This is a genomic window from Pirellulales bacterium, from assembly GCA_036499395.1.
Lineage (GTDB): Bacteria > Planctomycetota > Planctomycetia > Pirellulales > JACPPG01 > JACPPG01.
Genome location: DASYDW010000078.1, coordinates 17,031 through 42,100, shown reverse-complemented (window position 1 = coordinate 42,100; position 25,070 = coordinate 17,031). Strand labels below are relative to the sequence as shown.

The following is a 25,070-nucleotide window of genomic DNA, read 5'->3' as shown; positions in this document are numbered from 1 at the left end:
TCTCCAGTTGTCTGCAATTGTCCACCCACGGTTATGGTTTCTGGATTCCACAACCGGAGCAATGGATGTGATTGTCGTGCGGGCTGTGGAAGAAGGCTGCCATGGAAAGCTTCCTGTGGCGATTTGGTTTTGTCGACGTGACTGAGCTTGCCCGCGATGAAGGGTGCAATTTCGAAGTCTGGTTCAGTCTTGGTCTTTGGACCTGGTGTTGCCAACACGGGCCGCGCGGGCCGAGGTTTCGCGGTTGGACCCGAGAGGGCGGCATCCTGCTTTCTCTCAGCTTCATTATGCGAATCCCAGACTATAGCTTCCCTTACTTGTTCCGCGTTGCATGCGTCGGTACCCCTATCTTCGTGAATGTTGTCCGCTTACCCGCCGACGACTCTGAATTGCGGCTCGCGGTGATGTTTCCCGGTGAGAAGCACGGTCGATTTATTGACGTTTAACGGAGTGTCTTGCATCGCAGGTAGTCACGCGATCGTTGGCGCGATCGGCAGGCCGGTACCGATGGGCCTGTCTACCATGCAATGGCAGGGATGAAATCTGTTAGGAGAGTGTTCTTCCTGCCTTCGTCGGCCTTCATCGTCGGGGCTCGCCCCGTGAGGCCGCAGGCCCTTGGCCCCGATGAGGAACGGCCAGAGAAGGCGGAGAGAGCAGCGCCCGATTGCAACTCTTCGCTCGCCTCCGCGCTGCCTTTGTTGGCAGATTCCGAATGGGCCTCGTCCGCCATGCCAGAGTAACGCGTGATCGGCGATAAACGGACGGGCGCGAGCGAGAGCATCAGCTTACCGATATAAACGCCGTGGCCGGACCACGAGCTTCTTCGCCGCGGATTTTTCAATCTCTGCACGAACATGGCGCCGGCCACGGCATCTGCCATTGTACGATCTGAGAAATCATTGAAAACCACCATCTAGTAGGTGATTACCGGATGCGGTTGCGATATGCTCCGGCGCATGGGGACTGGATAGACCCCGTGATCGTCAATGATGCAAACGCTTTGACTTGCGATCTTCTGTTTGGGGAACGTACCCGGTAAACGAGCTACCAACTCGCTAAGGGGACAGGGCTAACCGCCTGTCGCACGTTTCCGCCGGTAGAGCCGGATGCGATGAGAGTCGCTTGTCCGCGCTCGATGGAGGCTCGCTGAATTAATCCCACTGCCTTTGTATCGCAGTGGAGTAGCCTCAGCGTTCTATCCAATGACTTGTTCTCGGAATGAGGGCGATGCGGAAATACTTTGGCGTGTGTTCTCGCCAAAGCCGTCATGTTTCAAAGCTGGTGAGCGGCTGACTTAAGCCGCAAATCCGCCCACGGGGTTCGTGACCTTCTTTCAAAGGTTCGTCCAACGTGCGCCGGTGTCGGGAGCTTTTGTCTGGCGACAGACAGAATCGGACGTTTGATCGCGTCCGGCGATGGGTCGAAAAAACCCACGGTGAATAGCTCAACGATGAAAGGCCCCAAAAGGGCTTACCGGTCAGGATCTCAAGAGACGTAGCCGAAAAGGTCCGAGGGATTCCAATAGGAATTCTCGGACGGCGAACGACTCTCGCTCATGGGTAAGGGAGGAGCTTCTGTGTTCTGCCCCCTGAAATCGTGAGGCCCTTGGCCTCACGGAAACTATGCCGTGGCGGAAGCCCGGCCATAGAGCGAGGAAAGTCTTCGGGGTAACGCCCGATAGCCGCGTGACTTGAGATTTGAAGTGCATGACTAACGCAGGAATCGCTGCGGCAGCCGGGGTGGTTCTCGGTGCCTGGATATGATCAGCCAGGTGATTCAAAAGCCGTAGTGAGGGAGTGGGGCCTAAGTAGAAAGCTGAAAGCGGCCAAGGCGGGAGCCTTGGCTATTTTTCAGGCGGTGTCTCCTGCAAGGCAGTGGGAGTCCGTTCGCGTGCCGTGGGTGGTACCCGGCATGATGCGACGACGAAAGGGCTGACTGGCATTTGCCAACAGAAGGTCGAGCAGTCGGGGACTGGCCAAAGCGGTCAGCCTCCGGCTGCAATTTTTCGTGGTTGAAAGCTCAGCGGTCACACGCGGCTCCGTCTGGCGACGGTGCGGCCTGTGGCAGCAATTGGCGGTGGACAGTCGAGGTGTGCTTTCAGCACGACGACTGCCACCACAGGTTTCTTTATGCGGTACGCCCATAAATTGGGGCGGTCGAACTTGGAATACAGTTCGGCCGCCCTCGGGCGATGCCGGAAAGGAGGTTCTCGCAGAGAAATCCTCTGCGGGCTTTTGCTGGCGTTTTGCGATGTGAATCGAAGCGAGTGCGGTGCTCGTAAAGGGGGATTTGAAAAACACTCCGCTCTTGGATTCGCGTTCCGATGGATTTTGGCATTGAGGGCTGGCCAGAAACTAGCCCTCATTTTTTACTTGGATGGACGGGCGGGCAGTGATGTCCGTTAAAGCGTATGCAGTATCGGTACGAAGCAACCTCAGTGGAGGGATTCATTCAGCAGTTGGCATCAAACTATTTGCCGCACGGATATTGGTTCTACGTCTCTGGGTGGTTGCCTGAAGGCAAGGATCCAAGGACGGTGGACCAAAAGTTGACCGAGAAATACGGCATCTGCATTTCTCGCCAAGCCCGCGCTCGGAGGAAAGCCGCGGGCTCAGCGAATCTTCACTACTTAAGGTACGACCGCTTCTTTGTCCTCTTGGCGACGCACGGGAAGCACCGCTTCTTTGCCGAAGAAGCGGCAAACATCCGAGATGTTCGCAAAGTGCCGATCAAGTTCGCAGGACACTCCCTTAGCTATAAGCAAGGTGGTTTTTTGCGGACAGTCGAGGGAGCACCTAAAAGGCTCGATCACGGCTGGCACTCCCGAGTCCAAATCGATCGAGAAAAGTACGCAGAACTGAAGGGGTACTTTCTGGAGATTGCCGCGAAGCGGTCTGCTGAGACCTTGGGCCGAGAGTTATTCAACCTTCCCTTTGAGCCATACGCCCCTGTGCGACAGCAACTGTTGAACCTTCTGAGGCTGATTAACACGGCGCGTCATGCAGCGGGACATGAGAAGGTTGTTTACTCGGTGCTCCGATACAAACGGTCGATTGTTCGGCCATTTGACATGGTGGCAATTTCCGATTTCGTGATCTGAGAGCTATTGTTGGTTGAATGCTCATCAATGGATCATCAAACATCAGCTGGCATCTCCACCACGGCTCCGGCTAGAGGAAAATGAATCCAGGTGCTCAAAACGTGTTATGTTCCTGCGACGTTCAGGCTCCGGACTTTGGCAGTCCGGCGTTCTCTAGAAGACGGGCTCGTCCTCACTGCATCCTGGACAAGCAAGTCTCTTCAGCTGTTCAAGGTAATCTCTTCGGTACGCAACTTGTTCTATGTCGCTTTTTTCATTTTGTACCAAGGCATCCCTGCCCTCGCGATCGGTAAGGCCGTTCTGGCTTTCGGTCTGATGATCTCGCTGTTTGTGTGACATCGTGCACCTCACTGAAAGGAATCGCTGGAGTCATACTATTGGCGGAAAAGACCGCTGAGAGGACGCGCCTGGTCAGTGCAATGGTCGCCGCGAAACAGGGATCTCATTCCCCAAGAGTGCTCATGCAGCGGAACGAAAAACTGGAGCTGTCGAATTTGCTCCAGTGCCTGCGCGATATTGGCGCAATTGACCACCCCAGTGGAAATGGCGGAACGCACCGTTACGTGCTCCGTTGCTGGCCGGCGATCGATCCTGCCTAAGGCTACAGCGGGCGCGCGCGGGTGACTCTTACCCCTTTTCGGTGGCGGGGCCGCACCGCGCTGCGTCCGTTCGTGGGTGGATTTTGGCGACACCTTCGCTTGCCTGTCATCGTCGGGGCTTACCCGGCGGAGGCCGAAGGCCCTTGGCCTCGGTGAGAATGGGACGGCGAAGGCGCGGTCCCGGCCTCCCCCGCACGCGCCAATAATCATCCGCGCTATCAGGACTTGCCTTTGTTGGTCTGATTCGGACGGGGCTCGTCCGCCGATCGTGCAGCTCTGGGCTCGCGCGTATCGCAAGGCAGTCCGGAGGCTTGAAGAGTACCAACGACGTAGCAATGATGCCGTGAGTCAGTTTGAGCGACAGCTGGACGGGTCGTCGATAGAATTGGGCATCGCGCAGAAGACGGTTGGCCCGCGCGGCATCAACCAGTAGTATCGGCCCCATCGGACCAACGGAATCATTTGAGTTTTGCTATGGCAAAGCCGCAGCCCCATAGTTCATATATTTCCCTTGTCCGTTCCGAACCATATTGGTTGGAAAATGGTTCGCCCGTATCTCAAAGAAGACGCAGTGACTAGCCACGACCGCGCGTACGTCATTCTCGGAACGCAGTGGCTCGTGATACTCCCATAGTCTCGACAGCCTCTTCGATCAAAAACGTCGTGATCGACGAATGCCGAACATTCTAAGCGATCTTTCCGCTCCACTGTCGCCTGAGATAGAGGCTTAGCCCGATTGAAGATCGATAGCCATGCAAACACACTTCGCTGCTACTTTCACATGGCATAACTTGCCAGCCAACGAGATCACCGATTGGAAATATTTATCGCCGAGAGCTACGTCATGAGTAGGTCCGCCCGAGACATCGAATCGACGCTAGTCTGGCCTCGCCACAAAGGTGTGCGTAGAACAGACCACGGTCCGGACCTCATTGTGAGATCCATCTAGGTTTTCAACGCTCCGAACCTCGCCTAGGCTCCTCAAGATGTTATTCTGGGATCGTAACGGCTTCCGTATAGATGATCTCAAGACGGTGGTGAACACGATGCTCTTAAAGCATGAATGGGCGGAACGGCTGATCCATTTGTTTTCTGTCATGCCATCCGCTCTGCGCCGTTCCTTAAGAGAAGGCGAAGCGGAATATCTGACGATCCCCGCGGACAAATGCATGGTGGTTGCGACCGGGTACCTGAAACTGCTTGATTCGAAAAGCGGCGACGAACGAATCATTCGACTAATCCTTGGCCGCGGAGGTCTGTTCGGCCATCGGCCCTTTGCAAACCGTGCCTTTCGTGGATTCGCACCTCCTGAGGACGAAATGGCAATTGCGCATAGTGCGGCAGAGGTCATCGAAGTAGGTCGAAACGAACTGGAGATGGCTGCCGACGCCGATCCTGTTCTTTGCCGAATGTTGCTGGAATCGATGAGTGCTAGGGTTCAGTTTCTCGAACGCCGACTGCAATGGCTACTGACGACGCCCGTCCGAGCGCGACTAGCAGCGACACTTCGAGACTTAATTTGCTACGAAGGCACGCGTTGCAAAAACGGCCATACAATTACAATTCGCTTGACGCACCAGGATCTGTCAGAGCTAGTTGGCGCCGCGCGACCCGTGATCAGCGCCGAACTGGTTCGCTTGCGGGATGAGGGCTTAATCTCATATGCGCAAAGCTATTTCTGCGTTGACAATTTGCAGGGACTCCAGCGAATCGCAAGCAGTTAGGTTGGCCACGCACTTACCAGCCCACCCCCTTCTTGTCTGCTTCAAGACTAGCGTAGACAAGCGATCAGAATTGTCATCTAAATGACAATCGAAATGGCGAAAGGAACTAGGATATCCTACGGAACCACCGGGATGACGTCGATTCGCGCTACCGTCCCAAAGGCATTTTCGATTGCCTCAGCAGGAACTTTCGCTGTAGATTCCAAACGACGGGTAGCATCTTGCGAAGAATGAATGTGCCGCTGAAGAAGTGATGCGGCGACCAGTGCCGTTGCCGAAATACTGGCAGAGTAAATACAGAGGCCGACGATGCAGCCATGTAGAGGGAACGAATGAAGCGGGAAATTATCAGAGTCGAGCCTTTGTCGACCTACTTGGAGAACTGGAAAGCTCCCACGTCAGCGGTGACGCGCTTCGGCGATACCATCTACGTATCGGGATTTCCCCCATTCGATCCGCAAACAGGCACAGTGATCGCCATGCCGATTGAGCGGCAAACGGAGGTGGTGCTAGAGCAGATGAAGTTGTGTCTTGAAACTGCCGGATCATCGATGGATCACGTCCTCAAATGCAACGTGTACTGTACGTCGGTCGATAAGTTTGCGTCCGTCAATGCAATCTATGCGCGATATTTCCCCAAAGACCCTCCAGCGCGCATTTTTATCAACGTCCCAGCGTGGCCAGGGCCTTTCGAAATTGAGATCGACTGCATCGCGGTCCGCACGGGATAGTCCCTTTTGAACAATCGTCGGATGAATACCGACAAACGACGAGGCATATCATGTTTGCAGTAATCTTCGAAGTTCACCCAAGACCAGAGCAGTGGGATGCCTATCTGGGCTATGCCAAGGTGCTCCGTCCGGAATTGGAACAGATCGCGGGTTTTGTCGATAATATTCGTTACAAAAGTCTTTCGCGAGAAGGATGGATCCTATCCCTGTCGAATTGGAGGGATGAGAAAGCCGTGGTTCGGTGGAGGACGGCCCAGAAGCACCACGAGATCCAGGAAAAGGGCCGCAATTCTGTGTTACTTGATTACCACTTGCGTGTCGGGCAACTCACTCAGGATACGCGATTGCCAACTGGGATGAAGCTTCTGGAGCAGCGACTCGATGAAACGGAAACGGGGGATGCCACTACCATTACGCTGATCGATGCCAAACAGTCGCCGCAGTGGATCAAGTCTAATTGCCACGAGGACGTTGCCCGTTCGCTAGGCCTGGCGCCGGACTCAAAGGGGTTGGTGTCTTGGGATGTCTTTGACGCAGTTCTCTCGCCCGGCGATTTGATTCTTCTCATGGCGTGGAGGACCAAGGAAGATGCTGAGGCTTTCGAGACAAACGTAAAACCGCTGAAAGGCGCGCGTGAACGTCGCGTGCGTGTCATACGCGACTACGGAATGTTCGATCGAGGCGAGGCCCCGCAGTATTACCCAGATGTTAGAAAAGTAGGCAAGTAGAAGTATTCGACATCTGGCTCGGAAAAGTCCCGCGCATTGCCTGTTATGCCAACATAGGGCAGTCATCCGCAGTCGACTAGAGCTGGTTTCAAAACCTGTTTGATTTAAACTTGCGCCCTGTCGAGGGTTGGGTTATGAAGGCCGTTGAAAGGAGACCTTTCCATGGCCCGACGACACGAAGTCTTTGTCACGGACGAACAGTGGGAGAAGATCAAAGGGTTCCTTCCGAAGCGGAAGCGGTCTGCCAAAGGTGGTCGCCCGCCGGCTGATGATCGAGCGTGTTTGGAAGGCATCCTGTGGGTGTTGAGGAGCGGGGCTCGTTGGCGTGACCTGCCGGAACGGTATCCATCGCCGAGCACATGCTGGCGGCGATTGGTCGAGTGGGAAGGCGAAGACGTGCTGGTGCGAATCTGGCACGCCTTCCTCGACACGCTCGACGAGCAAGGCTTGCTCGACTGGGACGAAGTGTTCGTCGATGCAAGCTTCTCGCCGGCTAAAAAAGGGGCGACCGAGTCGGCAAAACGAAGCGGGGAAAAGGTACAAAGTGGATGGTGGTGGCAGATGGTCAGGGAGTTCCACTCGCATGCCGGACCAAAAGTGCTTCGCCTGCTGAGGTCACGCTGGTCGAAGCCGTCATCGATGAAGTCCCTATCGCCGAAACACCGACTCCGCTGATCGCCGACTGAGCCTATGACAGCGATAAACTGCGAACCAACCTGCTGGCCAAAGGCTGGGACCTGGTCTGCCCACACCGCCGAGGCCGAGTTCGACCAAACACGCAAGATGGTCGCAAGCTGCGTCGTTATCGCCGGCGCTGGAAGATCGAACGCACCATCTCCTGGATCGGCAGCTTCCGCCGACTGATGATCCGACACGAATACTACAGCTTCATTTACCAAGGCTTCATCCACTTGGCCTGCATACTGATCTGTCTACGCAGGTTTTGAAACCGGCTCTAATCAGTCAGGATGCGATAGACCGCAATCTTTGGCTTTCCGTCTTGAGCGATCCCGGACGCGATCTGAAGAATCTTCGCGACATGGTCCGTTGCATTATGACTTTTCAGCGATTGATCGTCGCGAAAGCGCTCATACAGCAAAAAATGTCCCGCCTGATCTTGGCTCTCATGGAGTCGAAATGTCGATACTCCCTCTTCGGCGAGAGAATGCAAGATGAGCTCGTCAAGTGCTTTTCGAAACTCATCCCGTTTCCCGGGCAGAGTGACAACTTCCGCAATGATGACCCGTTCATTATCGTTGAACATAAATACCTCGCTGACTTCGTCTTATTGCTTAATAACCGATTGCATATGGCACTTCGACGTCATCTTATCGATCTCATGTCTGATGCGCTGTCATCTGCATGACATGCTGGCCAAAATATTCTGCTGACTTTCACTCCTTTGACAGCCATGATGTCTTCGAGCAAGCGTTGGGGCGCACTATGTTCCCGTACGCGGTATTTGGAATGAAGTTAGGTGCAGGTCTGGAAAACGATGAATACGAAGACAACCAAGCGACCATCAATCGAGCAGGTTCTTTCTGATTCAGATCCGCAACTCGGCAAGGTCATTCAAGTGGTTATTGCGCAAGTTGGTGTCCGCCGAATACCGCCCACCTCCGATTCGGACTTTCAGTCGCTCGTACGCGCTATTCTCTTGCAACGCGTATCGTCGAAGGGGGCCCGCACGATTTTCGAAGCATTGACGAAGCAGGCGAGAAACCGACTCACTCCGGCGCGGGTGCTGGCATTGCCGGTTTCCAGTTTTCGATCTGCTGGTGTCTCTAGTACTAAGGGAACTTACATCCGAAATATCTCGAAATGGTTTGCGAACAATCCACGACTAGCCAAATCGCTGCCGAAAAGGTCCGACGATGAGATCGCTGCCCATTTAACCCAGATTCCAGGCGTGGGCCGCTGGACAGTCAACGTATTTCTCATTTTTCAGTTGCAAAGGCTGGATGTACTGCCCGCGGATGATAATGGCATCAGACGAGGCTTACAGTTGGCAGCCGGCCTTAAAGGCATCGCGTCGCCTGCTCAGGTGGCTGAAAGGGCAGAACAATGGCGTCCGTATCGAAGCATTGCCTCGATGTATTTATGGACGGCCGTAAAACTCGGTATCACGGCTCGTGATCTGCGATAATCGTGGATCACGCTGCCGCTACGAGTCGCAGCAATACTTCACGATTCTCAACCGCCCACTGACGTAAGGATGTGGAGGGGGGGCCGCCGACGAAGGGTACATCGTCGCGCACGCGTAGTGCCGGGCTCCCGTTCGATCTCTTGCACGAAGAGACGCCCGGTCTGGATCGTAGTTCCCAGGATTAAGACAGAATGTGTCGCGTCGCTCATACCTGGTCCAATTCGACGTCGATGTCAGTAAGAGCAACGTTGTTCATGAAGTTCGTCATCAGGAACTGCACTGACAGCGCGATGATTTCCAGAATTTGAGAATCCTTGAAACCCGCGCCGCGAACAGCCTTCAGATCCTCATCGGCGACGTGCCCTCGGAGCTCTACAACCTTCGCCGCGAATTCGGCTGCTGCGCGTTTGTTTGCATCGTACGAGTCGCGCAGCAAAATATCATTTCCTGGACTCGTATTGTCCTTCAGAGCGACATAACAATGGGCCTTAAGGCAATAATTGCATTTGTTGACTTGGGATACGGCGATTGCGATGGCCGTGCGCGTCTCGGGATCAAGGGCCTTGCTCAGCGCGCTCTGCAATCCGACGACACCGTTAAGAACGATGGGACTAAGAGACATAAGCCGCGGTAGATTTGGCACGAATCCGAATCGCTCGCTGATCTCATCAAGAATCGGCTGCGATGCAGACGGTGCCTCGTCGCGAGTTGGAATCTGGAGGCGCGACATAAACCCTTCCCTAGAATGGACAGCGGATGGAGTACGTGTGACAATCGTATGGTTTCCCAGGCATCGCCAATAGATAAAGCTGCCGCACTCTATTCGACGCCCTGCGCGTAGTAGGCGCGGACACTGTAAAGCTATTGTGGAGGTCAACTCACAGCGATGACCAGTGCCGATGAGGTTGCATCACACCGACTTGATTAGTCCTAGCTGCTGGAGCGCCGTCAAAGCGCCTTCTTCACCGATTTCTTCGGCGATCTTGCCGTTCTCAATTCGGAATATGGTGTTTCCGGTGAAATGCATCTTGCGTCCTGAGGTCGCCGGCAGCGCGCCGACCGGCAGCTCCGCGAAGGCAGGTCCGGTATGTGTGCCGCCGCCTTCCCAACGGGCCGCGACAAAATCACCTTCAGCGATTACATCACCAATGCCCCAGAAGTTGAGATCCGGAAACGCCTCCCGCATCTCCGCCATCATTTTTTTGATGTTGGCCGTTCCGCGAACCGGACCATGCATCGGATATTGAAAGAGCATATCTGGTTTTGCCAATTCATCGACAATCTTCAAGTCCGATGGATTTCCCCAGAAATCCTTAAACCAACGAGCCACGATGGCCTTGTTCGCTTCTTCCTTCGACATTCTGATGCTCCAACTGTGAAAATGGGCTCTGAGTTCTGCGATGGCGGCGATTCGCCCCTATCAGTTTTTGTAAATTAGCCTTGGGTTACTTCGTGGGCCTTTCTGTTTTTAAAAATGGATACCCGCGCAAGTAGATCCAATCGTCCTTCCGCGCAGGTATGTGGCATGCGCGGCAGTTAGCGGTATAGTCGGTTACGGCGTTGATTTTCGGAGCAGTAGCATGAAACAATGCCCACCCCCAGCCGTCGCCCCATTGAACGCTGTTCTCGAATCTCCCCTTCTGATCCTTAACCATCACAAACCACAACTTGATGTCCGAAGCCCATTTGACCTCGCCTGTGCTCAATGTGCCGGCGGCGGTCCTATAGACTTCTTTGACAAGGATCGCACCGTCTGGAAAATTACCTTCTCGCTGAAAGGCCACGACATCTTCTGGTCGCGTGTACACGTTGTGTAATTCATTGACCGGCACCCCCGGCTTCGTTGCCACCGCATACGAGCCGAGATGCACGAAGCTGGTTCTATATTTGGCGGGAAGGGAGATTTGTCCCGCCTTGTCGACATACTCGGAAAATACCGGCTCCGCTAGTTCTCTCGCCTCGATCTGATTTTTAACTGACACCGACCAGGCCGTCAGCGCGCTGGCCATGACGACCAAGGTGAATACGAGAAGGACGATCTTTCGGACCATGGGGGCTTTCGTGTATGCCGGACGGATAAAACTGACAATTACTTCGATGCTGGCGTGGCATCTCGCAGCACGGGATAGTACTTCATGAACACCCAGTCCTTGGTCGCATTGTCCTGATGGCACTTGTTGCAAGCGACCGCCGAGCTCTTCACTGCCTCAGTTTTTAACGGCAATTTGTGGTTGAAGTTGAAATAGGCCCAAGATCCCGGCTCATCCTTGAATCGTTGTGAATCCTTGACCGCAACATCGAGTCCACGCAAATCTCCCATGAAATAACCATTGCCGCTCGGCGCCTCTTTCGACCCAACGCTAATCAATTCCTTGACCAGCGTAGTTCCATCGCGAAACTGCCCAGTTTTCTCGTAATGCGCGAAGCTTTCAGGGTCCATATAGACGGCATGGAACTCTGGAAAGGCGGCCTCGCCGTCATTCAGGTCGTTCGGCGTAAGTGGCGTTCCGATATAGATCCACTTACGGTGATCGAGCGGACGTTTCAATTTCCCGTCAGCGGAATACTCGACCGCGGGATGCATTGTTCCCTTGTCGGCAGCCATTGCGAAAAGCACGAATGACATCGCAGAGACACCGAAGACGACGACTGCAAGCAGGCCGCGATAGCGGCTAGATGTTTTTGACATGGCGCAACTCCTAAGGTTGGTGCTAATACAGATGTCGATCATATCGATGTTGGTCGGAGGTCGCTGTCATCTGGATGACAACGGCGTGACTAATCTCCATTTGCTGATGCGATCTGACTCAATCCGGCTAAATCCTTTACGCATAGGTAACTCTTTGCACAGGAGGCCATGCCTTCGTATTTGAGACGAGCTAGCTCCGCGCCGAGTTATATTCGCAATTGGTTTAGGCGATCTTGAAGAGACAGATCGTACTAGTCCGTAGGGTGCGGCAATCTTAAATGACCCATTCCACCGGTCAAGTACTTACCTTTTAGTAAGTGGCATGTCGCTCTTCTGTGCCTACCGGTTTGCTCTAATCTCAATGTCGAATATCAGTAGGAATCTTGAATCCAGCCTATTTGTGCGGCTTCAAGGTCTTGTCCAAGAAATCTCGTACGAGACGAGAGATCGGATACAGGTCTTCCTCTAATGCGAAATGCCCAGTGTCGAATGCATGTATCTCGACATCCTTCAGATCACGCTTGTAAAACATTCCGCCGTCAGCAGTGACGATGCCGCTGTTTTTACCCCACACAACGAGTGTTGGTGGCTGGTGGTCGCGAAAATAAGCCTGCCACTTCGCATAATCCGTAAGATTCGAACGCGTGTCGTAAAACAGCGCTGCGCGATTCTCTGGATTCCCGGGCCGCGAGAGGATCGCAAAATCAAGAGTCCAAGTATCAGGGCTAAACGACTCCGGGTTTCGACCGCCGTGCGTGTAATGCCACTTGTTGTCCTCAAGTGAGAGATGCTTATGCAGGTGATGGGCATTTTCTGCCGTTCGATTTCGCCCGAACTCCTCGAACGGCCTCCAGAATTCCTTATTACGGCTTTCCGCGTACGCTTCTCCATTTTGGATTACCAGTGCGCCAACTCGTTCCGGATGTTTTGTGGCGAGCCGAAAACCAACGTATGACCCGACATCGGGTCCGCAAAAGATTGCGTACTTGGTTAATCCCAGTTGGCCTACGAGCTTGTCTGTGATATCGGCAAAGCTCTGAAAGGTGTAAGGAAACTTGTCGACTGCCGGAGCAGTGCTTTGCCCGTACCCGGGAAAGTCGGGTGCTACTATGTGAAAATCGTCCATGAGCAAGGGGATCAAATTGCGGAACATGTGAGAGGACGACGGGTATGCATGCAGCAGCAAGATTACCGGAGCATCTTTTGCTCCTGCTTCTCGATAGAAAATGTCGAGCCCGTCAATCTTGGCAGTGCGATAAGCGATGGTGCGATCCGCCTTTGCCGGTGCATCGGCAGCGGCAACCAATGCGTTCAGAGAGACAGCTAATGCAGCTGCCGCCAGTGTCTTCACGCAGTCGCTGAAATACCTTGGCCAACCCGCTCTAAGTGCGGATGTGATTTGCCCCTTTACTCTAATCCATTGCGGCGATGGCCATTCTGAAGCTCGGATTTGCATCTTTTCACCTCTGGTTGCGATGCCTAGACAAGTAGAGCAGTTTTACCGATCAAATCGTGACGCCGCTGTCATCTGAATGACAAAACCGCTGAAGTGGGCAAAGTTGCGGCCTCAACCGCAATATCAGTCGTTTTTGACGGCCTCGGGAGGAGTACTTATCATTTGGTAAGCACTTTCCTAGATCTCAGAGGCATTCAAATGAAGCGCAAAACCTATGATTGTGGCCTGGAAGCCGCATTGGACCTCCTCAATGGCAAATGGAAGCCGCTGATTGTGCGTGCGCTACGAGGTGATCCGAAGCGATTCGGTGAGCTGCGCCGCGAACTGACCGGGATCAGCGAGAAGATGTTAATTCAGAATCTGAAAGAATTAGAGTCGGACAGCGTGGTCAGGCGAAGGGACTTTAAGGAAGTGCCGCCACGTGTTGAGTACTCGCTGACGCCTTTTGGCAGCACAATCATTCCGGCGTTGGCGCCGTTTTGCGAATGGGGGAGCAAGTACATGAATAAGATAAAGAAAATAAAAGTACCTGGCATGTGATTGATGCTCGGTAGCCCGTGTCGCATATCGTCCCATTGGTCCATCGAAGCCGACAAAGCAGCGTGACTAACTCGCATCGTGAAAAATGATGCCAAGCGTATGACGGCGGCCCGATCGCAATCGCGAGACGCCGTGACGCATGTTAACGCGATAAATCCCGCGGGAACCCTGAACTGGGCGGTGATGGACGGGAAACACCACTCCTTGTCCTTGTTGCAGAGGAACGACTTCAGGTCGCGACTGCATTCTCGGGCGCTGTTCGGTCAGCACGAATTCGCCTCCGGAAAAATCAACACCCGGTTTAGCAAGGAGAATGGCGACCTGAAGGGGAAAGACGTGTGCTCCGTAGAGGTCCTGGTGAAGGGCATTGTAGTCGCCAGGTCCGTATTCCAAGAGTAGCGGCGTCGGCCGGGTTTGGCCGGCATCGTGGCAGCGCTTTAAAAATGCCTTGTGAGTCGTCGGGTAGCGTACGTCAATTCCCAGCGAGTTATTCCATTGATTCGCAATTGACGCGAGCGGTATGTAGAGCGACGTACGCAATCGCGATATCAGAGGCGGCAAGGGATAGGAATAGTACTGATATTGGCCTCGGCCAAAGCCATGGCGGGACATAATCACCCGGCTACGGAATTGCTTTTCATCGGAGTAAGCCGCAGAGAGCGATTCGCATTGGTCCTTTTGCAGCAGTGGACCGATAATTGCGCAGCCATATTGATTGAGATCATCAGCGGCGAGTCTCCAGTCGATTGGCTCTAATCGCATGTCCGTGCCGTTGTCGCTGATAGTCGTAGTCGGCATCGTTGTCTCCTCTTAATTCCCTGCAAACATGCGTTACTTGCCATTTCGCTCCCGTTGCAGGAGCTTCTCCTTGCGTTCAACACCCCATCGATAGCCCGAGAGACCACCGTCATTTCGGATCACGCGATGGCAAGGTATGGCGACTGCCAAAGCATTCGCCCCACACGCTTGGGCAACCGCGCGGACAGACTTTGGCCGACCGATCTGCGCGGCGATTTCCGCGTAGCTCATCGTTTTGCCTACCGGGATTTGTGTTAAAGCCTGCCACACTCGCTGTTGAAAGGCTGTGCCGCGAATGTCGAGCGGGAGTTCCAGCCCAGCCGACGGGGCTTCTAAAAAGCCCACTACTCGCCCGACGAGCGCCTCATAATCGGCGTCACCACCGACTAGTTTTGCTTTGGGAAATTGATCTTCCAGATCGTGCATCAGCTTTTCCGGGTCATCGCCCAATAGGATTGCGCATACTCCTTTTTCCGAACTTGCCACAAGAATCGATCCAAGCCAGCATTCACCGATTGCAAATCGGATTGCCACCCCGCGTCCGCCTTCGCGATATGTTTTCGGGAGCATGCCCAGAACAGCGTCGGACGACTCATAAAAACGACTGCTCGAATTGAATCCGGCATCGTAAATCGCGCGTGTTACTGACGGACTACTAGTAAGTCCCTCTCGCATGCGATTGTTTCGCTGCGCGGCGGCGTAAGCCTTAGGCGTGAGCCCTGTCACCTTCTTGAAGAGCCGATGAAAATAATGAGGGCTCAAGCCCACTGAGGCCGAGAGCGTGTCAAGATTGGGAACCTCATCGGCTTCTTCGATGATGCGGCAAGCTCTTGCAATGGCAGCGGAGTGGCTTGCGGCCAGACTGATGTCCCTGGGCTTGCAACGTTTGCACTCCCGGAAGCCCGCCTGCTCGGCCTCTTCCAGCGTCGCGTAAAAGGCGACGTTCTGACGAAGTGCAAGTCGTGCCGCGCAGCTTGGTCGGCAATAAACGCCGGTTGTCTTTACCGAGTAATAGAATTGTCCGTCCGCTTTGGCGTCGCGGTTGACCACCGCCGACCAGCGGCTCTCGCTATCCTTGAATTCTCTGACGTCATTGTCGGTGGTGTGCATATTGTCCATACTCTTCAAGTTGCGGTTCATGCATCGTCTGCATTTCAGTCTTCTGGAATACTACAGGTGTCACTAAAGCAAGAACTCTGTTTCTTGCTTTCAAATTAATGGCGATGACAACTCAACGTCGACAGCAAGCGACCCTTGATTGGCGTCGAATAGCGGTAATTGGCGTTGCCTCGTGGTTGGAGATGCTGCCTTAACGCTCAGGTCCAAATGGGGCTGTTCCCGAGCAAGAAGACGTTTCTTGCGCCATAATCCCCAACGATATCCAGCCAGCGAGCCATCTTTGCGGATCACTCTGTGACAAGGTACAACTACCGCTAATGGGTTCTCAGAACATGCCGCTGCCACGTCTTGAGCCGTCCCCAAACCGTCCAGGCAAAGCGCGATCTCGGAATAAGATCGAGTCGCTCCCGCGGGAATCTTCCGCAGAGCCGACCAAACGCGTTTTTGCAGCTCCGTTCCCACAAGATCGACTTCCGCCCCGAAATCCGTATCGACGCCGTCAATATATCGACCCACTCGCTCGGCCAATTCGCTGTGTGAATCGTTGCCGGCTTCAAGTCGCGACGCAGGAAATCGCTGCCGGAGACTTGCCACCAACTCCGGACGCTTGTTACCGAACAATACGGTCCTGATCCCCTCGTGGGTGGTACCGACGATCGCCAGCCCTAGGGATGTCTGGACAAAGCCGTATTGAATGGAAGACGCTCGCGAAGGTAGATCGCGAGCTTGTTTCGAGCTGTCGACGTCTCTGAAATTCCGAATACTCTTCGCCATGATTGTGCTCCAGTGGGGTTAACCAACTTTAGGCACGTGTCAAATAGCAAGAACTCCGTTTCTTGCTTTCAAATTCGGACGCTGGCGAATTGGACCTAATGGCGACCACCCGTCGCCCACTTGGTTCTTGATCCTTCTTGAGGAGGCAGGCTCACCATTAGCATGCGGCTGATCTCGACTCGCATCAAGTTCGCCGACAGATGCAATAGCGTGCGATCCAGGCAAAACCATGTCCTGATCATCTGAATATCCACGTCATTCCGCATTCTGTACCGCGGTACAGAATTGGTTTGAAACTATGAGAAATCGCCGTAAAATGTAGAAAGTTACGACGTGCCCTTGAGATGCTCATCTGTCCCGAAAACCGCTGTTTTACCGGGCTTTTTCGCACAAATCCACGCCAATCGCTCGCGCGACTTCTAATTCGCAGGGTGGAGGTTCGAGTCCTCCCGGGCGTAATTACTTATCCAACAATGCCTTACGGTGAATGACCTGCGGAGTTTTTCTCCGTAGTACGTGGACTGAAGGCGCGCTGGGTTATTCGAGCGCCGTTCACAACGGTGGAGTTGAGCCGCCGCGAGGCTAAGCCGAGCGGTCGGCTCGAACGGCTTTCGATCCGCAAGTGAACGGATAGTTGCCCACCCGAGGCTCGCTTGCTACCAGGCACCCCTTAGCCGAGCTGCTCGGCAAGCGCGACAATGATGCCCTCAGGCCCACGGATGTAGGCTAGCCGGTACGTGTCCTCGTACTGCATTTCGCCAATGACCTCGGCCCCGTGGACGCGCATGCGCGCTACGACAGCGTCGATGTTATCGACTGCGAACATGACGCGACGGAATCCCAGCGTGTGCATGGGCGCGTTCACGGGCCCAAAGCGGATCGCGTCGGGCGTGTGGAACTTGTCCAGCTCAATGCCCTGCCCGTCGGGAGTCCGCATCATCGCGAGGGTGGCCCGGACATCCTTGAGCCCGATCAGCTTCCCGACCAAGGGCCCTTCGACGGTCTGCTCGCCCTCAAGCTTGAGGCCCAGTTCGATAAAGAACGCCTTAGCAGCTTCGAGATCGTCGACAACGATGAGGACGTTGTCCATCCGTTTAAGCGTCATATCCTTCCTTCGATCGCTTCACTGATGATGCCTGTACTTGCCGCACCTGGCGTATAACTTGGCATTAGACAGATCGTGTATCGACAGGGTTCCAACAACCTTGGCTAAATGGGATTCTCAAGATTTTAACCGTGCCGCCGCGACTTCTGTTTACGACGAAATCAAAGTGCCACCTTTTCTGACGACCATCGCCGAGATCAACTCCGGATCCGATCGATTTTAACCGACTCGTGGACGGGGGGGGTGCGAGTTCTCCCGAATTTGTTGACCGCTGAATCAATACGTCTCTTCGGAGGCCCATGCTAGTTTTGCGTCGCCTCGAAAGGATATAGAATGATATGCGGGGGAATTCGCTCGACTTTTTTGACAGCCTCGGCTTGGCCTTTTTAAATGCCGTCTCGCGGAAACTGATTCTGTCATGGACGAAGCCCAACAAACGTCCGCGTCAATTGAGGGCAATGGGCAGTTTCCCGTTGTTGGCATTGGGGCGTCGGCGGGTGGACTAGAAGCATTCATCGAGCTCATCCAGAATTTGCCACCGATGCCCGGCATGGCGTTTGTCCTCGTCCAACATCTTGATCCCCACCATGCAAGTTTATTGCCAGAGATCATCTCGCGATCGACAACACTCCCCGTGTCTCTCGCGACCGATGGCCTGCAAATCGAGCGAAATCACGTTTATGTAATTGCTCCGAACAGCAATCTAGCTTTGGCTGAAGGGCGCCTGGTACTGAGCCCTCGCGAGGAGATTGCTGGTCAATTCATGCCAATCGACCACTTCTTTCGATCGTTGGCACGTGAGCGAGGTGGAAGCGCGATCGCCGTCGTTCTCTCCGGAGGAGGGACCGACGGGGCACTAGGTTTGGAGGATGTCAAGGCGGCGGAGGGAATCGTCTTCGCTCAGGACGAGACCACGGCCAAGCAGAATTCCATGCCTCGAAGCGCCGCTTCCACGGGCCAGGCGGATTTCGTCCTTGCTCCCGCAGAGATTGGTCGAGAGCTTGGACGCCTTGCAATTGGCTTATATTCGGGCGGGCGACTGATCGACGGCGATTTTCCCGTCGAGGAAGCCCAGTTACGAAAGATTTTCGAACTGTTGCGAAAATCGGCTGGCGTCGATTTTTCTCTCTATAAGCGCAGCACGATCAAGCGACGCATCCATCGGCGGATGGGTCTTTCAGGCGCCGAGACGATGGACGGTTATTTCCATCAGCTGGCGCACGACCCGGTGGAATTGGAGGCCCTCTTTCAAGATTTTCTGATTCGTGTGACGCGTTTTTTCCGCGATCCAGATATTTTTGTCGCCCTTCGGGAAGTGGTATTTCCCACGTTTCGAGAGCGCGGCACTGAGACGCCCATCCGCATTTGGGTTGCTGGTTGTTCAACCGGCGAAGAGGTCTACTCGCTGGCCATCGAGTTGCTGGAATCTTTGGGCGATATGGTTAGCAATACGCCCATTAAGATACTCGCTACAGACCTCAACGAGGCAGCGCTAGAACGCGCCCGGGCTGGCGTTTACGTCGATAATATCGCGATGGACGTGTCCCAGGACCGCCTGCGGCGGTATTTCACCAAAGTCAACGGAAGCTACCAAATCAGCAAAGCCGTGCGCGATCTGTGCGTGTTCTCTAAGCATAACGTGGCTACCGACCCGCCGTTTGCCCGACTCGATCTGATCAGCTGCCGAAACGTCTTGATCTATCTTGACGCCCCATTGCAAATGCGGGTGCTGCCATATTTCCACTACGCCTTGCAACCCAGCGGGTTTCTGCTGTTGGGGACCGCCGAAACGATTGGGACGTTCGGTGCGCTTTTTGATACGCGCGATAAAGAGCACCGCATTTATGTCAAAAAACTAACCTCTGAAAAAGTACCAATCGATTTCCCAGCAGCGGAGTCGCATTTGCGATCTCGCCAGGCGGTCGAGCGTCTGGCAGTTGCCGAGCCCGCGGGCTCGCCAAACGTGCAACGAGAAGTCGATCGCGTTTTGTATTCAAGGTATGCACCACCCAGCATCGCCATCGACGACAACTTGAACGTTGTGCAGTTTCGTGGAGAGCTGAGCCCCTATTTGAGTCCAGCTTCGGGTTCGGCCAGCCTCAATTTGTTGAAGCTTGTCCGCGACGAGCTGATGGTGGACTTGCGCGACGCGATCGAAGCGGCGAAGCACAGCTCGGTCCCAGTTCGCAAGGAAGGGCTGCATTTCCGCGTGGACGATCGACTTTCGTCTGTTGCAATCGAGGTCGTGCCATTGCGATCGGAAACGGAGTCGCCGCGTTACTTTCTCGTGCTCTTCGAATCGGTCTCATCGCGTGCTCCAGAGTCGCATTTGGCAATGATCGATGCTCCCTCGCCGCCGGGACACGAACACCTCCAACAGGAATTGAAGCGAGAGAATTCGGCACTTCGTCGACAATTGCAATCCGTCGTCGAAGACAACGAAGCGGCGAGCGAGGAATTAAAGGCGGCCAACGAGGAGATATTGTCCAGCAACGAGGAACTGCAAAGCACGAACGAAGAACTGCAAACCTCCAAGGAGGAAATGCAGTCGGCAAACGAGGAATTGAATACGGTCAACGAAGAGTTAAACCACCGCAATCGGGAATTGGGTCAGCTCAATGATGACCTGGTGAATTTGCTGGGCGGATTGAATATTCCGATCATCATGGTCAATCGGCAGCTCAGAATTCGCCGATTTACGTCATCGGCGGAACCGCTATTCAATCTGATTGCCAGCGACGTGGGCCGGCCCATTAGCGATCTACGGCCGAATTTGCAGATTCCAAATCTGATCGAACTGCTGACCACGGTAATCAATGACCTAGTCAACCACGAAGTTGATGTGCAAGACCCCGCTGGTCATTGGTATTCGTTGCGGATTCGGCCCTATGTCACGGCTGAAAACAAGATTGATGGAGCGGCCATCGCGATTGTCGACATAGACGTGCTGAAGCAGAGCGCCGAGCAACTAAAAGCGTCTCGCGACTACGCCGACGCCATCGTTGAGACCGTTTGGGAGCCACTCGTCGTTCTTGACAGCGAATTACGTGTGCATCGAGCGAACGCTGCGTTTTACCGGATGTTTCACATCGTGCAGGGGGAGATCGAGGGACGCCCGCTGTGGGAGATACTCAACGGTCAATGGGACCGGCCGGAAATCAGACTGGCGCTGGAGAAGGTTCTTCCAACCAATCATCGCGTCACTGATTTGGAATTAGCAATCGAAGTGTCCGGCGTCGGAATTCGCTCGTTGCTGCTCAACGCCCATCGCATTTTTTGGGAGGGGAACGGTACCCAAATGGTACTGCTGGCGATCGAGGATATTACGGCGCGAAAGCAGGACCTGGAGCACGCCACAATCTTGGCTGAAGAGCGGGCGGCACGAAAGCAGGCCGAAACTGCCAGTCGCATGAAAGACGAATTCCTGGCGATGCTCGCACACGAATTGCGCAATCCGCTTGCTCCCATTCGCAGCGCATTGGATCTGCTTCGTTTACAAACCGGCGACGATCCTGTCGCTCATCAGGCTCTGGAGATTTCCTCGCGCCAGGTGGTTCATATGGCGCGAATCCTGGACGACTTGCTCGACGTTTCGCGGATCACCCGCGGTAAAATCGACCTGAGAAAAGAGCTTGTTCAAATCCAGGCCGTTATCGCGCGATCGGTGGAAACGAGCAAAATAAACTTTGACAATCGAGGACAGTCATTATCCGTCACACTGCCAGATACACCCGTCCATTTGATGGCCGATCCCGCCCGCTTGGAGCAGGTATTCGTGAATCTGCTGCATAATGCGACCAAATACACGCAGTTGAACGGGCAAATCTCGATCAAAGGCAAGGTCGAGGATGGTGTTATCGTTCTATCCTTCCAAGACAATGGGATGGGAATTAGTTCCGAAATGCTCCCTCGCGTCTTTGAACTCTTCTCGCAGGCCGATCGCTCGTTGGCGCACTCGCAAGGCGGGCTCGGGATTGGCCTCACATTAGTAAGTAATCTCGTTCGGCTCCACGGCGGAAGTGTCCAAGCCTTCAGCCAGGGTCAGGATCAAGGTAGTGAATTCGTGGTCCGGCTGCCGATTCTCAGGGCCTCGAAGGCCGACATGAATGACAAGCGGTCGGCGCAAGCTCCTGCGATTAACCCTCGCCGTATTTTGATCGTCGATGACAATGTCGATGCCGCCAAAACTATGGCCATGCTACTCAGAGCGCGCGGCCATGAAGTGCAGACGGCCGAAAGTGCTGAGGCGGCCCTGGTCTCCATTTCCGCCAATCATCCGGAAATCGCACTTCTAGATATCGGACTCCCCGGCATGGATGGGTACGAACTAGCTCGTCGGCTCCGTGCCGAACCAGCATCGGCCAACATCGTCCTCATCGCCATTACCGGTTACGGACAAGAAGAAGACCGGCAACGGACAAGGGAAGCAGGCTACAATTTTCATTTCGTCAAACCGGTCAACTTGGCGGAACTTGAAGATCTATTAGCGACGATCGAACCATAGCGGTGCCGGAGATGGGTACGCTAAAGCAATTGCCCGTCCACCGCGTGGCTATTCGCGCGTGAACGGTTGTAGAAAAGGTTGGGGATTCGGCACTGGCGGCTTTAACGAGCCCGATTGCTGACCTAGGCGTTGAACGTTCGCAATTTGCTCTCTCGGAAATCAAAGTCCGAGACAGTGGTAATACTTGTGGGAATTGCGAATGCCGCAGACCAGCAAAAAGCCTGACGCTGCGTGCGCATTTTGACAAGCACTCACTTCACATTTCCACATGAACATCGCCTGCCATTTCAGGGGCTGTCGTGCATCAACTGAAGGGTTGTCGCTGGAGGACCGATGGTGAGGATGCGCAGCGACGGATTCAGTACGACGGTACAGAATCGGTTTGAAATCAGGCGAAAACACCGTAAAATGTAGAGCGTTACGGCATCGCCTTCGATTGCGTCATCTGCTCCACAAACCCTGTATTTCAGGCCTTTTTCACGCATAATCGCTGCGGGCCGTTCGCGCGACTTCTAATCCGCAGGGTCGAGGTTCGAATCCTCGCGGGCGTAATAGCTTACGACGATTGCGACGTCGTCACGCACGTCTTAACTTCGCGTGTTTTGCGCGAGAATTCGGGTCAGAAGTTTGTCCCCTTTCCCGCTCCGCGTCGTCTCAGCATGAGCAGCGGAGTTTGTGTCCTCCGCATCTTTCGGCGGAGCATCAACCTCTTCGAAAATAAATCAGCTCAACGGCCTGAGTGGAATTTGAATCGAAGTCGCCAACACCCGGTCGTGGATGAATCAGCGTGGCGGCCGGGTCATCGTCACTGCTTCCTGTATGGCGCTTTCGCCTATGAACAATAGAACCAGGTGCTCCCATACGTAGGTGGCACCGGATTTGCTCTAAAGGTCACGTTTTCCCGCGCGACCTTGTCGAAAGCAAGTCAAATGAAAGCTTTATGCTGGCATGGCAAATCCGATGTCCGAATTGACAAGGTTCCCGATCCGAAAATCGAGAATCCGCGTGATGCTCTGATTCGCGTGACCGCCACCGCTATCTGCGGAAGCGATTTGCATCTCTTCGACGGCTTTACGCCGACTATGAAATCGGGCGATATCCTCGGTCATGAGTTCATGGGCGAAGTCTTAGAGACGGGCTCGGCGGTCACAAACTTGCAAAAAGGTGATCGTGTCGTTGTGCCGTTTTGCATGGCCTGCGGCGAGTGCTTTTTCTGCAAAAAGCAACTCTTCTCACTGTGCGACCGATCAAATCCGAACGCCAAGGACGCTGCCGAGGTAATGGGCCATTCACCCAGTGGACTTTTCGGATACTCGCACATGCTCGGAGGCTTTGCCGGAGGTCAAGCAGAATATGTCCGCGTTCCATTTGCGGATGTCGGCCCGTACAAAGTGCCGCAAGGCCTACCCGATGAGAGCGTGCTGTTTCTCAGCGACATTTTCCCGACCGGATACATGGCGGCCGAGAATGCGGGTATTGAGTCCGGCGATACCGTGGCGGTTTGGGGATGCGGGCCCGTCGGACAATTCGCAATTCGAAGCGCATGGATGTTTGGCGCGGGGCGAGTTATCGCCATCGACTTGGTAGCAGAACGCCTCGGACTCGCTACGCGATATGGGAAGGCAGAAATACTCGACTGCTCGAAAGTCAAAGTCTACGACGCCCTACAAGAAATGACCCAAGGTCGCGGTCCCGATCGCTGCATCGACGCTGTTGGCGCAGAAGCACACGGCTGGGGGACGCTCGACTCTGTCGTGGACGCGGCGAAGGCCAAGGTCGGACTTGGCACTGACCGCCCCCACGTCCTCCGCGAAGCCATCATGTGCTGTCGTAAAGGAGGGACCATCTCGATGCCGGGTGTCTATCTTGGTTATCTCGACAAGATTCCCTTCGGCGCGTTCATGAACAAGGGATTGACCCTTAAGACGGGGCAGACGCACGTTCACCGCTATTTCAAACCTCTGATTGATCGCATCGAGCGAGGCGAGATTGACCCATCCGGAATCATTTCGCATCGGGCCAAGCTTGATGATGCGCCCGCCATGTACAAGAAATTCCGCGACAAAGACGACGGCTGCATCAAAGTAGTCCTCACTCCCTAGAAATGTTTTCTTTTGGAGGGCAATCATGTCCCTGAAACTGGAAGAGCTAAAAGATCAAGTCATCGTTATTACCGGGGCGTCGTCAGGCATTGGTCTGGCGACGGCAGAAGGAGCAGCGAACGCCGGGGCGAAACTTGTCCTCGCGGCCAGAAGTCAGCATACGCTGGAGGAGATCGTCGGCCCGCCTTTCGCTTGCCGGGTGTGAGGCAGTAGCTACCGCTTGCGATGTCTCGGACCGCTGTGTTTGAAGGCACGCTCGAATTTGCAGGAGTTCGCCTAGCCTATTCAGACTTTGAACGAGGCTTAAGTCTTTCGGGCCGACTCCCTCGCACAGTTGCGCCCGAAACAGGCACATAATCAAGCTCCCGTCCCGCGTCGACACAACGAAGCATCAAGCCGCCACGGCTCATATCACCTCGGCCAATAAACTCAGCTGGAAAGTAGAGGCGATCCCCAAAGACATCGACGAGCACTTCGCGATATTTCGGCGTCGCAATACTTCCAAGCAAGACCACTTGGCAATTACTAACGAGCTTAGTCGCAAGATTCAAAGCGTCGCGGCGAAGCGGCTCGCGATATGAAGCCTCCCGCAGATCAATGGGAGTCGTAGCAAAGGCCTGAAGATCTTCGCAATGAATAGCCGTTTCCGGTGCCAGCAGGCCTCGACCAGCGGTGATCACGAGTGAGGTTGGTAGACCCTGTTCCGTCCGACCAAAACGAGCGGCATAGGCCATTTTTCCACGAAAGTAGAGTCCACTTAAAAAACTGAATGCCTCTCCGAGGGCGACCCCCAGGGAGCGAAGACGGAACGCCAAGTCGAAGTCAGCTTCCTTGCGCAAAAGAATCTCTGCACGCCTGCCACCACAGCTTGCAGGCGACAGAAGAAAAATCCGATTGGGCTTTGAGAGATTGTCCATAAGGGCTCCTTAGCAGCATAACGTGTTCCCTACTTCCA

The 25,070-nt window shown here is 54.4% G+C and carries 23 protein-coding genes; 11 read left to right on the top strand and 12 right to left on the bottom strand.

Annotated features, from left to right (window positions below; all coding sequences use genetic code 11):
* The first annotated feature begins 101 nt into the window (after positions 1 to 101).
* Positions 102 to 446 (top strand): hypothetical protein, encoded by a 345-nt coding sequence (locus VGN12_15440; protein HEY4310843.1) that lies wholly within the window; start codon positions 102 to 104, stop codon positions 444 to 446.
* 71 nt (positions 447 to 517) lie between these two features.
* Here the strand turns inward: VGN12_15440 and VGN12_15435 are convergent, their stop codons facing one another.
* Entirely contained in the window at positions 518 to 880 is a 363-nt protein-coding gene (locus VGN12_15435) for a hypothetical protein (GenBank protein HEY4310842.1), read from the bottom strand.
* 1,557 nt (positions 881 to 2,437) lie between these two features.
* On the opposite strand from VGN12_15435, the gene VGN12_15430 reads away from it, so the two are divergent.
* The 5 genes from VGN12_15430 (at position 2,438) to VGN12_15410 (ending at position 7,557) form a co-directional block, all read left to right on the top strand.
* A complete protein-coding gene (locus tag VGN12_15430; GenBank protein HEY4310841.1) occupies positions 2,438 to 3,100 on the top strand; it encodes a hypothetical protein in 663 nt (220 codons plus the stop codon).
* Between the two features lie 1,585 nt (positions 3,101 to 4,685).
* Positions 4,686 to 5,423, top strand: coding sequence for a Crp/Fnr family transcriptional regulator (locus VGN12_15425; GenBank protein HEY4310840.1), 738 nt, complete (start codon positions 4,686 to 4,688; stop codon positions 5,421 to 5,423).
* A gap of 332 nt (positions 5,424 to 5,755) precedes the next feature.
* Complete coding sequence (locus tag VGN12_15420) at positions 5,756 to 6,154, top strand: RidA family protein (protein HEY4310839.1); 399 nt, start codon at positions 5,756 to 5,758, stop codon at positions 6,152 to 6,154.
* Positions 6,155 to 6,204: 50 nt separating this feature from the next.
* Positions 6,205 to 6,882 (top strand): antibiotic biosynthesis monooxygenase, encoded by a 678-nt coding sequence (locus tag VGN12_15415; GenBank protein HEY4310838.1) that lies wholly within the window; start codon positions 6,205 to 6,207, stop codon positions 6,880 to 6,882.
* Between the two features lie 162 nt (positions 6,883 to 7,044).
* Complete coding sequence (locus tag VGN12_15410; protein HEY4310837.1) at positions 7,045 to 7,557, top strand: transposase; 513 nt, start codon at positions 7,045 to 7,047, stop codon at positions 7,555 to 7,557.
* 280 nt (positions 7,558 to 7,837) lie between these two features.
* Here VGN12_15410 and VGN12_15405 read toward each other — a convergent pair whose 3' ends face one another.
* Positions 7,838 to 8,146, bottom strand: a complete 309-nt coding sequence (locus VGN12_15405) for a putative quinol monooxygenase (GenBank protein ID HEY4310836.1) — start codon at positions 8,144 to 8,146, stop codon at positions 7,838 to 7,840.
* A 231-nt stretch (positions 8,147 to 8,377) separates the two neighbouring features.
* Here VGN12_15405 and VGN12_15400 point away from each other — a divergent pair, with 231 nt between their 5' ends.
* Positions 8,378 to 9,028, top strand: coding sequence for a hypothetical protein (locus VGN12_15400; GenBank protein HEY4310835.1), 651 nt, complete (start codon positions 8,378 to 8,380; stop codon positions 9,026 to 9,028).
* Positions 9,029 to 9,233: 205 nt separating this feature from the next.
* Here the strand turns inward: VGN12_15400 and VGN12_15395 are convergent, their stop codons facing one another.
* From VGN12_15395 to VGN12_15375, 5 genes are all read right to left on the bottom strand, one after another.
* Positions 9,234 to 9,611: a carboxymuconolactone decarboxylase family protein gene (locus tag VGN12_15395; GenBank protein HEY4310834.1), complete on the bottom strand. Its 378-nt coding sequence runs from the start codon at positions 9,609 to 9,611 to the stop codon at positions 9,234 to 9,236.
* Between the two features lie 327 nt (positions 9,612 to 9,938).
* Positions 9,939 to 10,388, bottom strand: a complete 450-nt coding sequence (locus VGN12_15390; protein HEY4310833.1) for an ester cyclase — start codon at positions 10,386 to 10,388, stop codon at positions 9,939 to 9,941.
* An 85-nt stretch (positions 10,389 to 10,473) separates the two neighbouring features.
* Positions 10,474 to 11,079, bottom strand: a complete 606-nt coding sequence (locus VGN12_15385; GenBank protein HEY4310832.1) for a cytochrome P460 family protein — start codon at positions 11,077 to 11,079, stop codon at positions 10,474 to 10,476.
* Positions 11,080 to 11,117: 38 nt separating this feature from the next.
* Entirely contained in the window at positions 11,118 to 11,759 is a 642-nt protein-coding gene (locus VGN12_15380) for a cytochrome P460 family protein (GenBank protein HEY4310831.1), read from the bottom strand.
* Between the two features lie 352 nt (positions 11,760 to 12,111).
* Positions 12,112 to 13,068, bottom strand: a complete 957-nt coding sequence (locus tag VGN12_15375) for an alpha/beta hydrolase (GenBank protein ID HEY4310830.1) — start codon at positions 13,066 to 13,068, stop codon at positions 12,112 to 12,114.
* 303 nt (positions 13,069 to 13,371) lie between these two features.
* Here VGN12_15375 and VGN12_15370 point away from each other — a divergent pair, with 303 nt between their 5' ends.
* Positions 13,372 to 13,713: a helix-turn-helix domain-containing protein gene (locus VGN12_15370; protein ID HEY4310829.1), complete on the top strand. Its 342-nt coding sequence runs from the start codon at positions 13,372 to 13,374 to the stop codon at positions 13,711 to 13,713.
* Positions 13,714 to 13,779: 66 nt separating this feature from the next.
* Here the strand turns inward: VGN12_15370 and VGN12_15365 are convergent, their stop codons facing one another.
* The 4 genes from VGN12_15365 to VGN12_15350 all read right to left on the bottom strand — a co-directional run bounded on the left by VGN12_15365 (position 13,780) and on the right by VGN12_15350 (position 17,509).
* On the bottom strand, positions 13,780 to 14,511 hold the full coding sequence (locus VGN12_15365; GenBank protein HEY4310828.1) for a 2OG-Fe(II) oxygenase: 732 nt from the start codon (positions 14,509 to 14,511) through the stop codon (positions 13,780 to 13,782).
* Positions 14,512 to 14,544: 33 nt separating this feature from the next.
* The gene (gene ada / locus VGN12_15360) at positions 14,545 to 15,651 is read right to left on the bottom strand and encodes a bifunctional DNA-binding transcriptional regulator/O6-methylguanine-DNA methyltransferase Ada (GenBank protein HEY4310827.1); all 1,107 of its coding nucleotides are present in this window, start codon (positions 15,649 to 15,651) and stop codon (positions 14,545 to 14,547) included.
* Positions 15,652 to 15,720: 69 nt separating this feature from the next.
* Positions 15,721 to 16,404, bottom strand: a complete 684-nt coding sequence (locus tag VGN12_15355) for a methylated-DNA--[protein]-cysteine S-methyltransferase (protein HEY4310826.1) — start codon at positions 16,402 to 16,404, stop codon at positions 15,721 to 15,723.
* Between the two features lie 670 nt (positions 16,405 to 17,074).
* Entirely contained in the window at positions 17,075 to 17,509 is a 435-nt protein-coding gene (locus VGN12_15350; GenBank protein ID HEY4310825.1) for a VOC family protein, read from the bottom strand.
* A 418-nt stretch (positions 17,510 to 17,927) separates the two neighbouring features.
* Between VGN12_15350 and VGN12_15345 the strand changes: the two genes are divergently transcribed.
* The 3 genes from VGN12_15345 (at position 17,928) to VGN12_15335 (ending at position 24,320) form a co-directional block, all read left to right on the top strand.
* Positions 17,928 to 22,013, top strand: a complete 4,086-nt coding sequence (locus VGN12_15345; GenBank protein ID HEY4310824.1) for a chemotaxis protein CheB — start codon at positions 17,928 to 17,930, stop codon at positions 22,011 to 22,013.
* Positions 22,014 to 22,942: 929 nt separating this feature from the next.
* The gene (locus VGN12_15340; protein ID HEY4310823.1) at positions 22,943 to 24,115 is read left to right on the top strand and encodes a zinc-dependent alcohol dehydrogenase; all 1,173 of its coding nucleotides are present in this window, start codon (positions 22,943 to 22,945) and stop codon (positions 24,113 to 24,115) included.
* A gap of 25 nt (positions 24,116 to 24,140) precedes the next feature.
* Positions 24,141 to 24,320, top strand: coding sequence for an SDR family NAD(P)-dependent oxidoreductase (locus tag VGN12_15335; protein ID HEY4310822.1), 180 nt, complete (start codon positions 24,141 to 24,143; stop codon positions 24,318 to 24,320).
* A gap of 76 nt (positions 24,321 to 24,396) precedes the next feature.
* On the opposite strand, the gene VGN12_15330 is transcribed toward VGN12_15335, so the two are convergent.
* Complete coding sequence (locus VGN12_15330; GenBank protein ID HEY4310821.1) at positions 24,397 to 25,032, bottom strand: hypothetical protein; 636 nt, start codon at positions 25,030 to 25,032, stop codon at positions 24,397 to 24,399.
* Positions 25,033 to 25,070 lie beyond the last annotated feature (38 nt).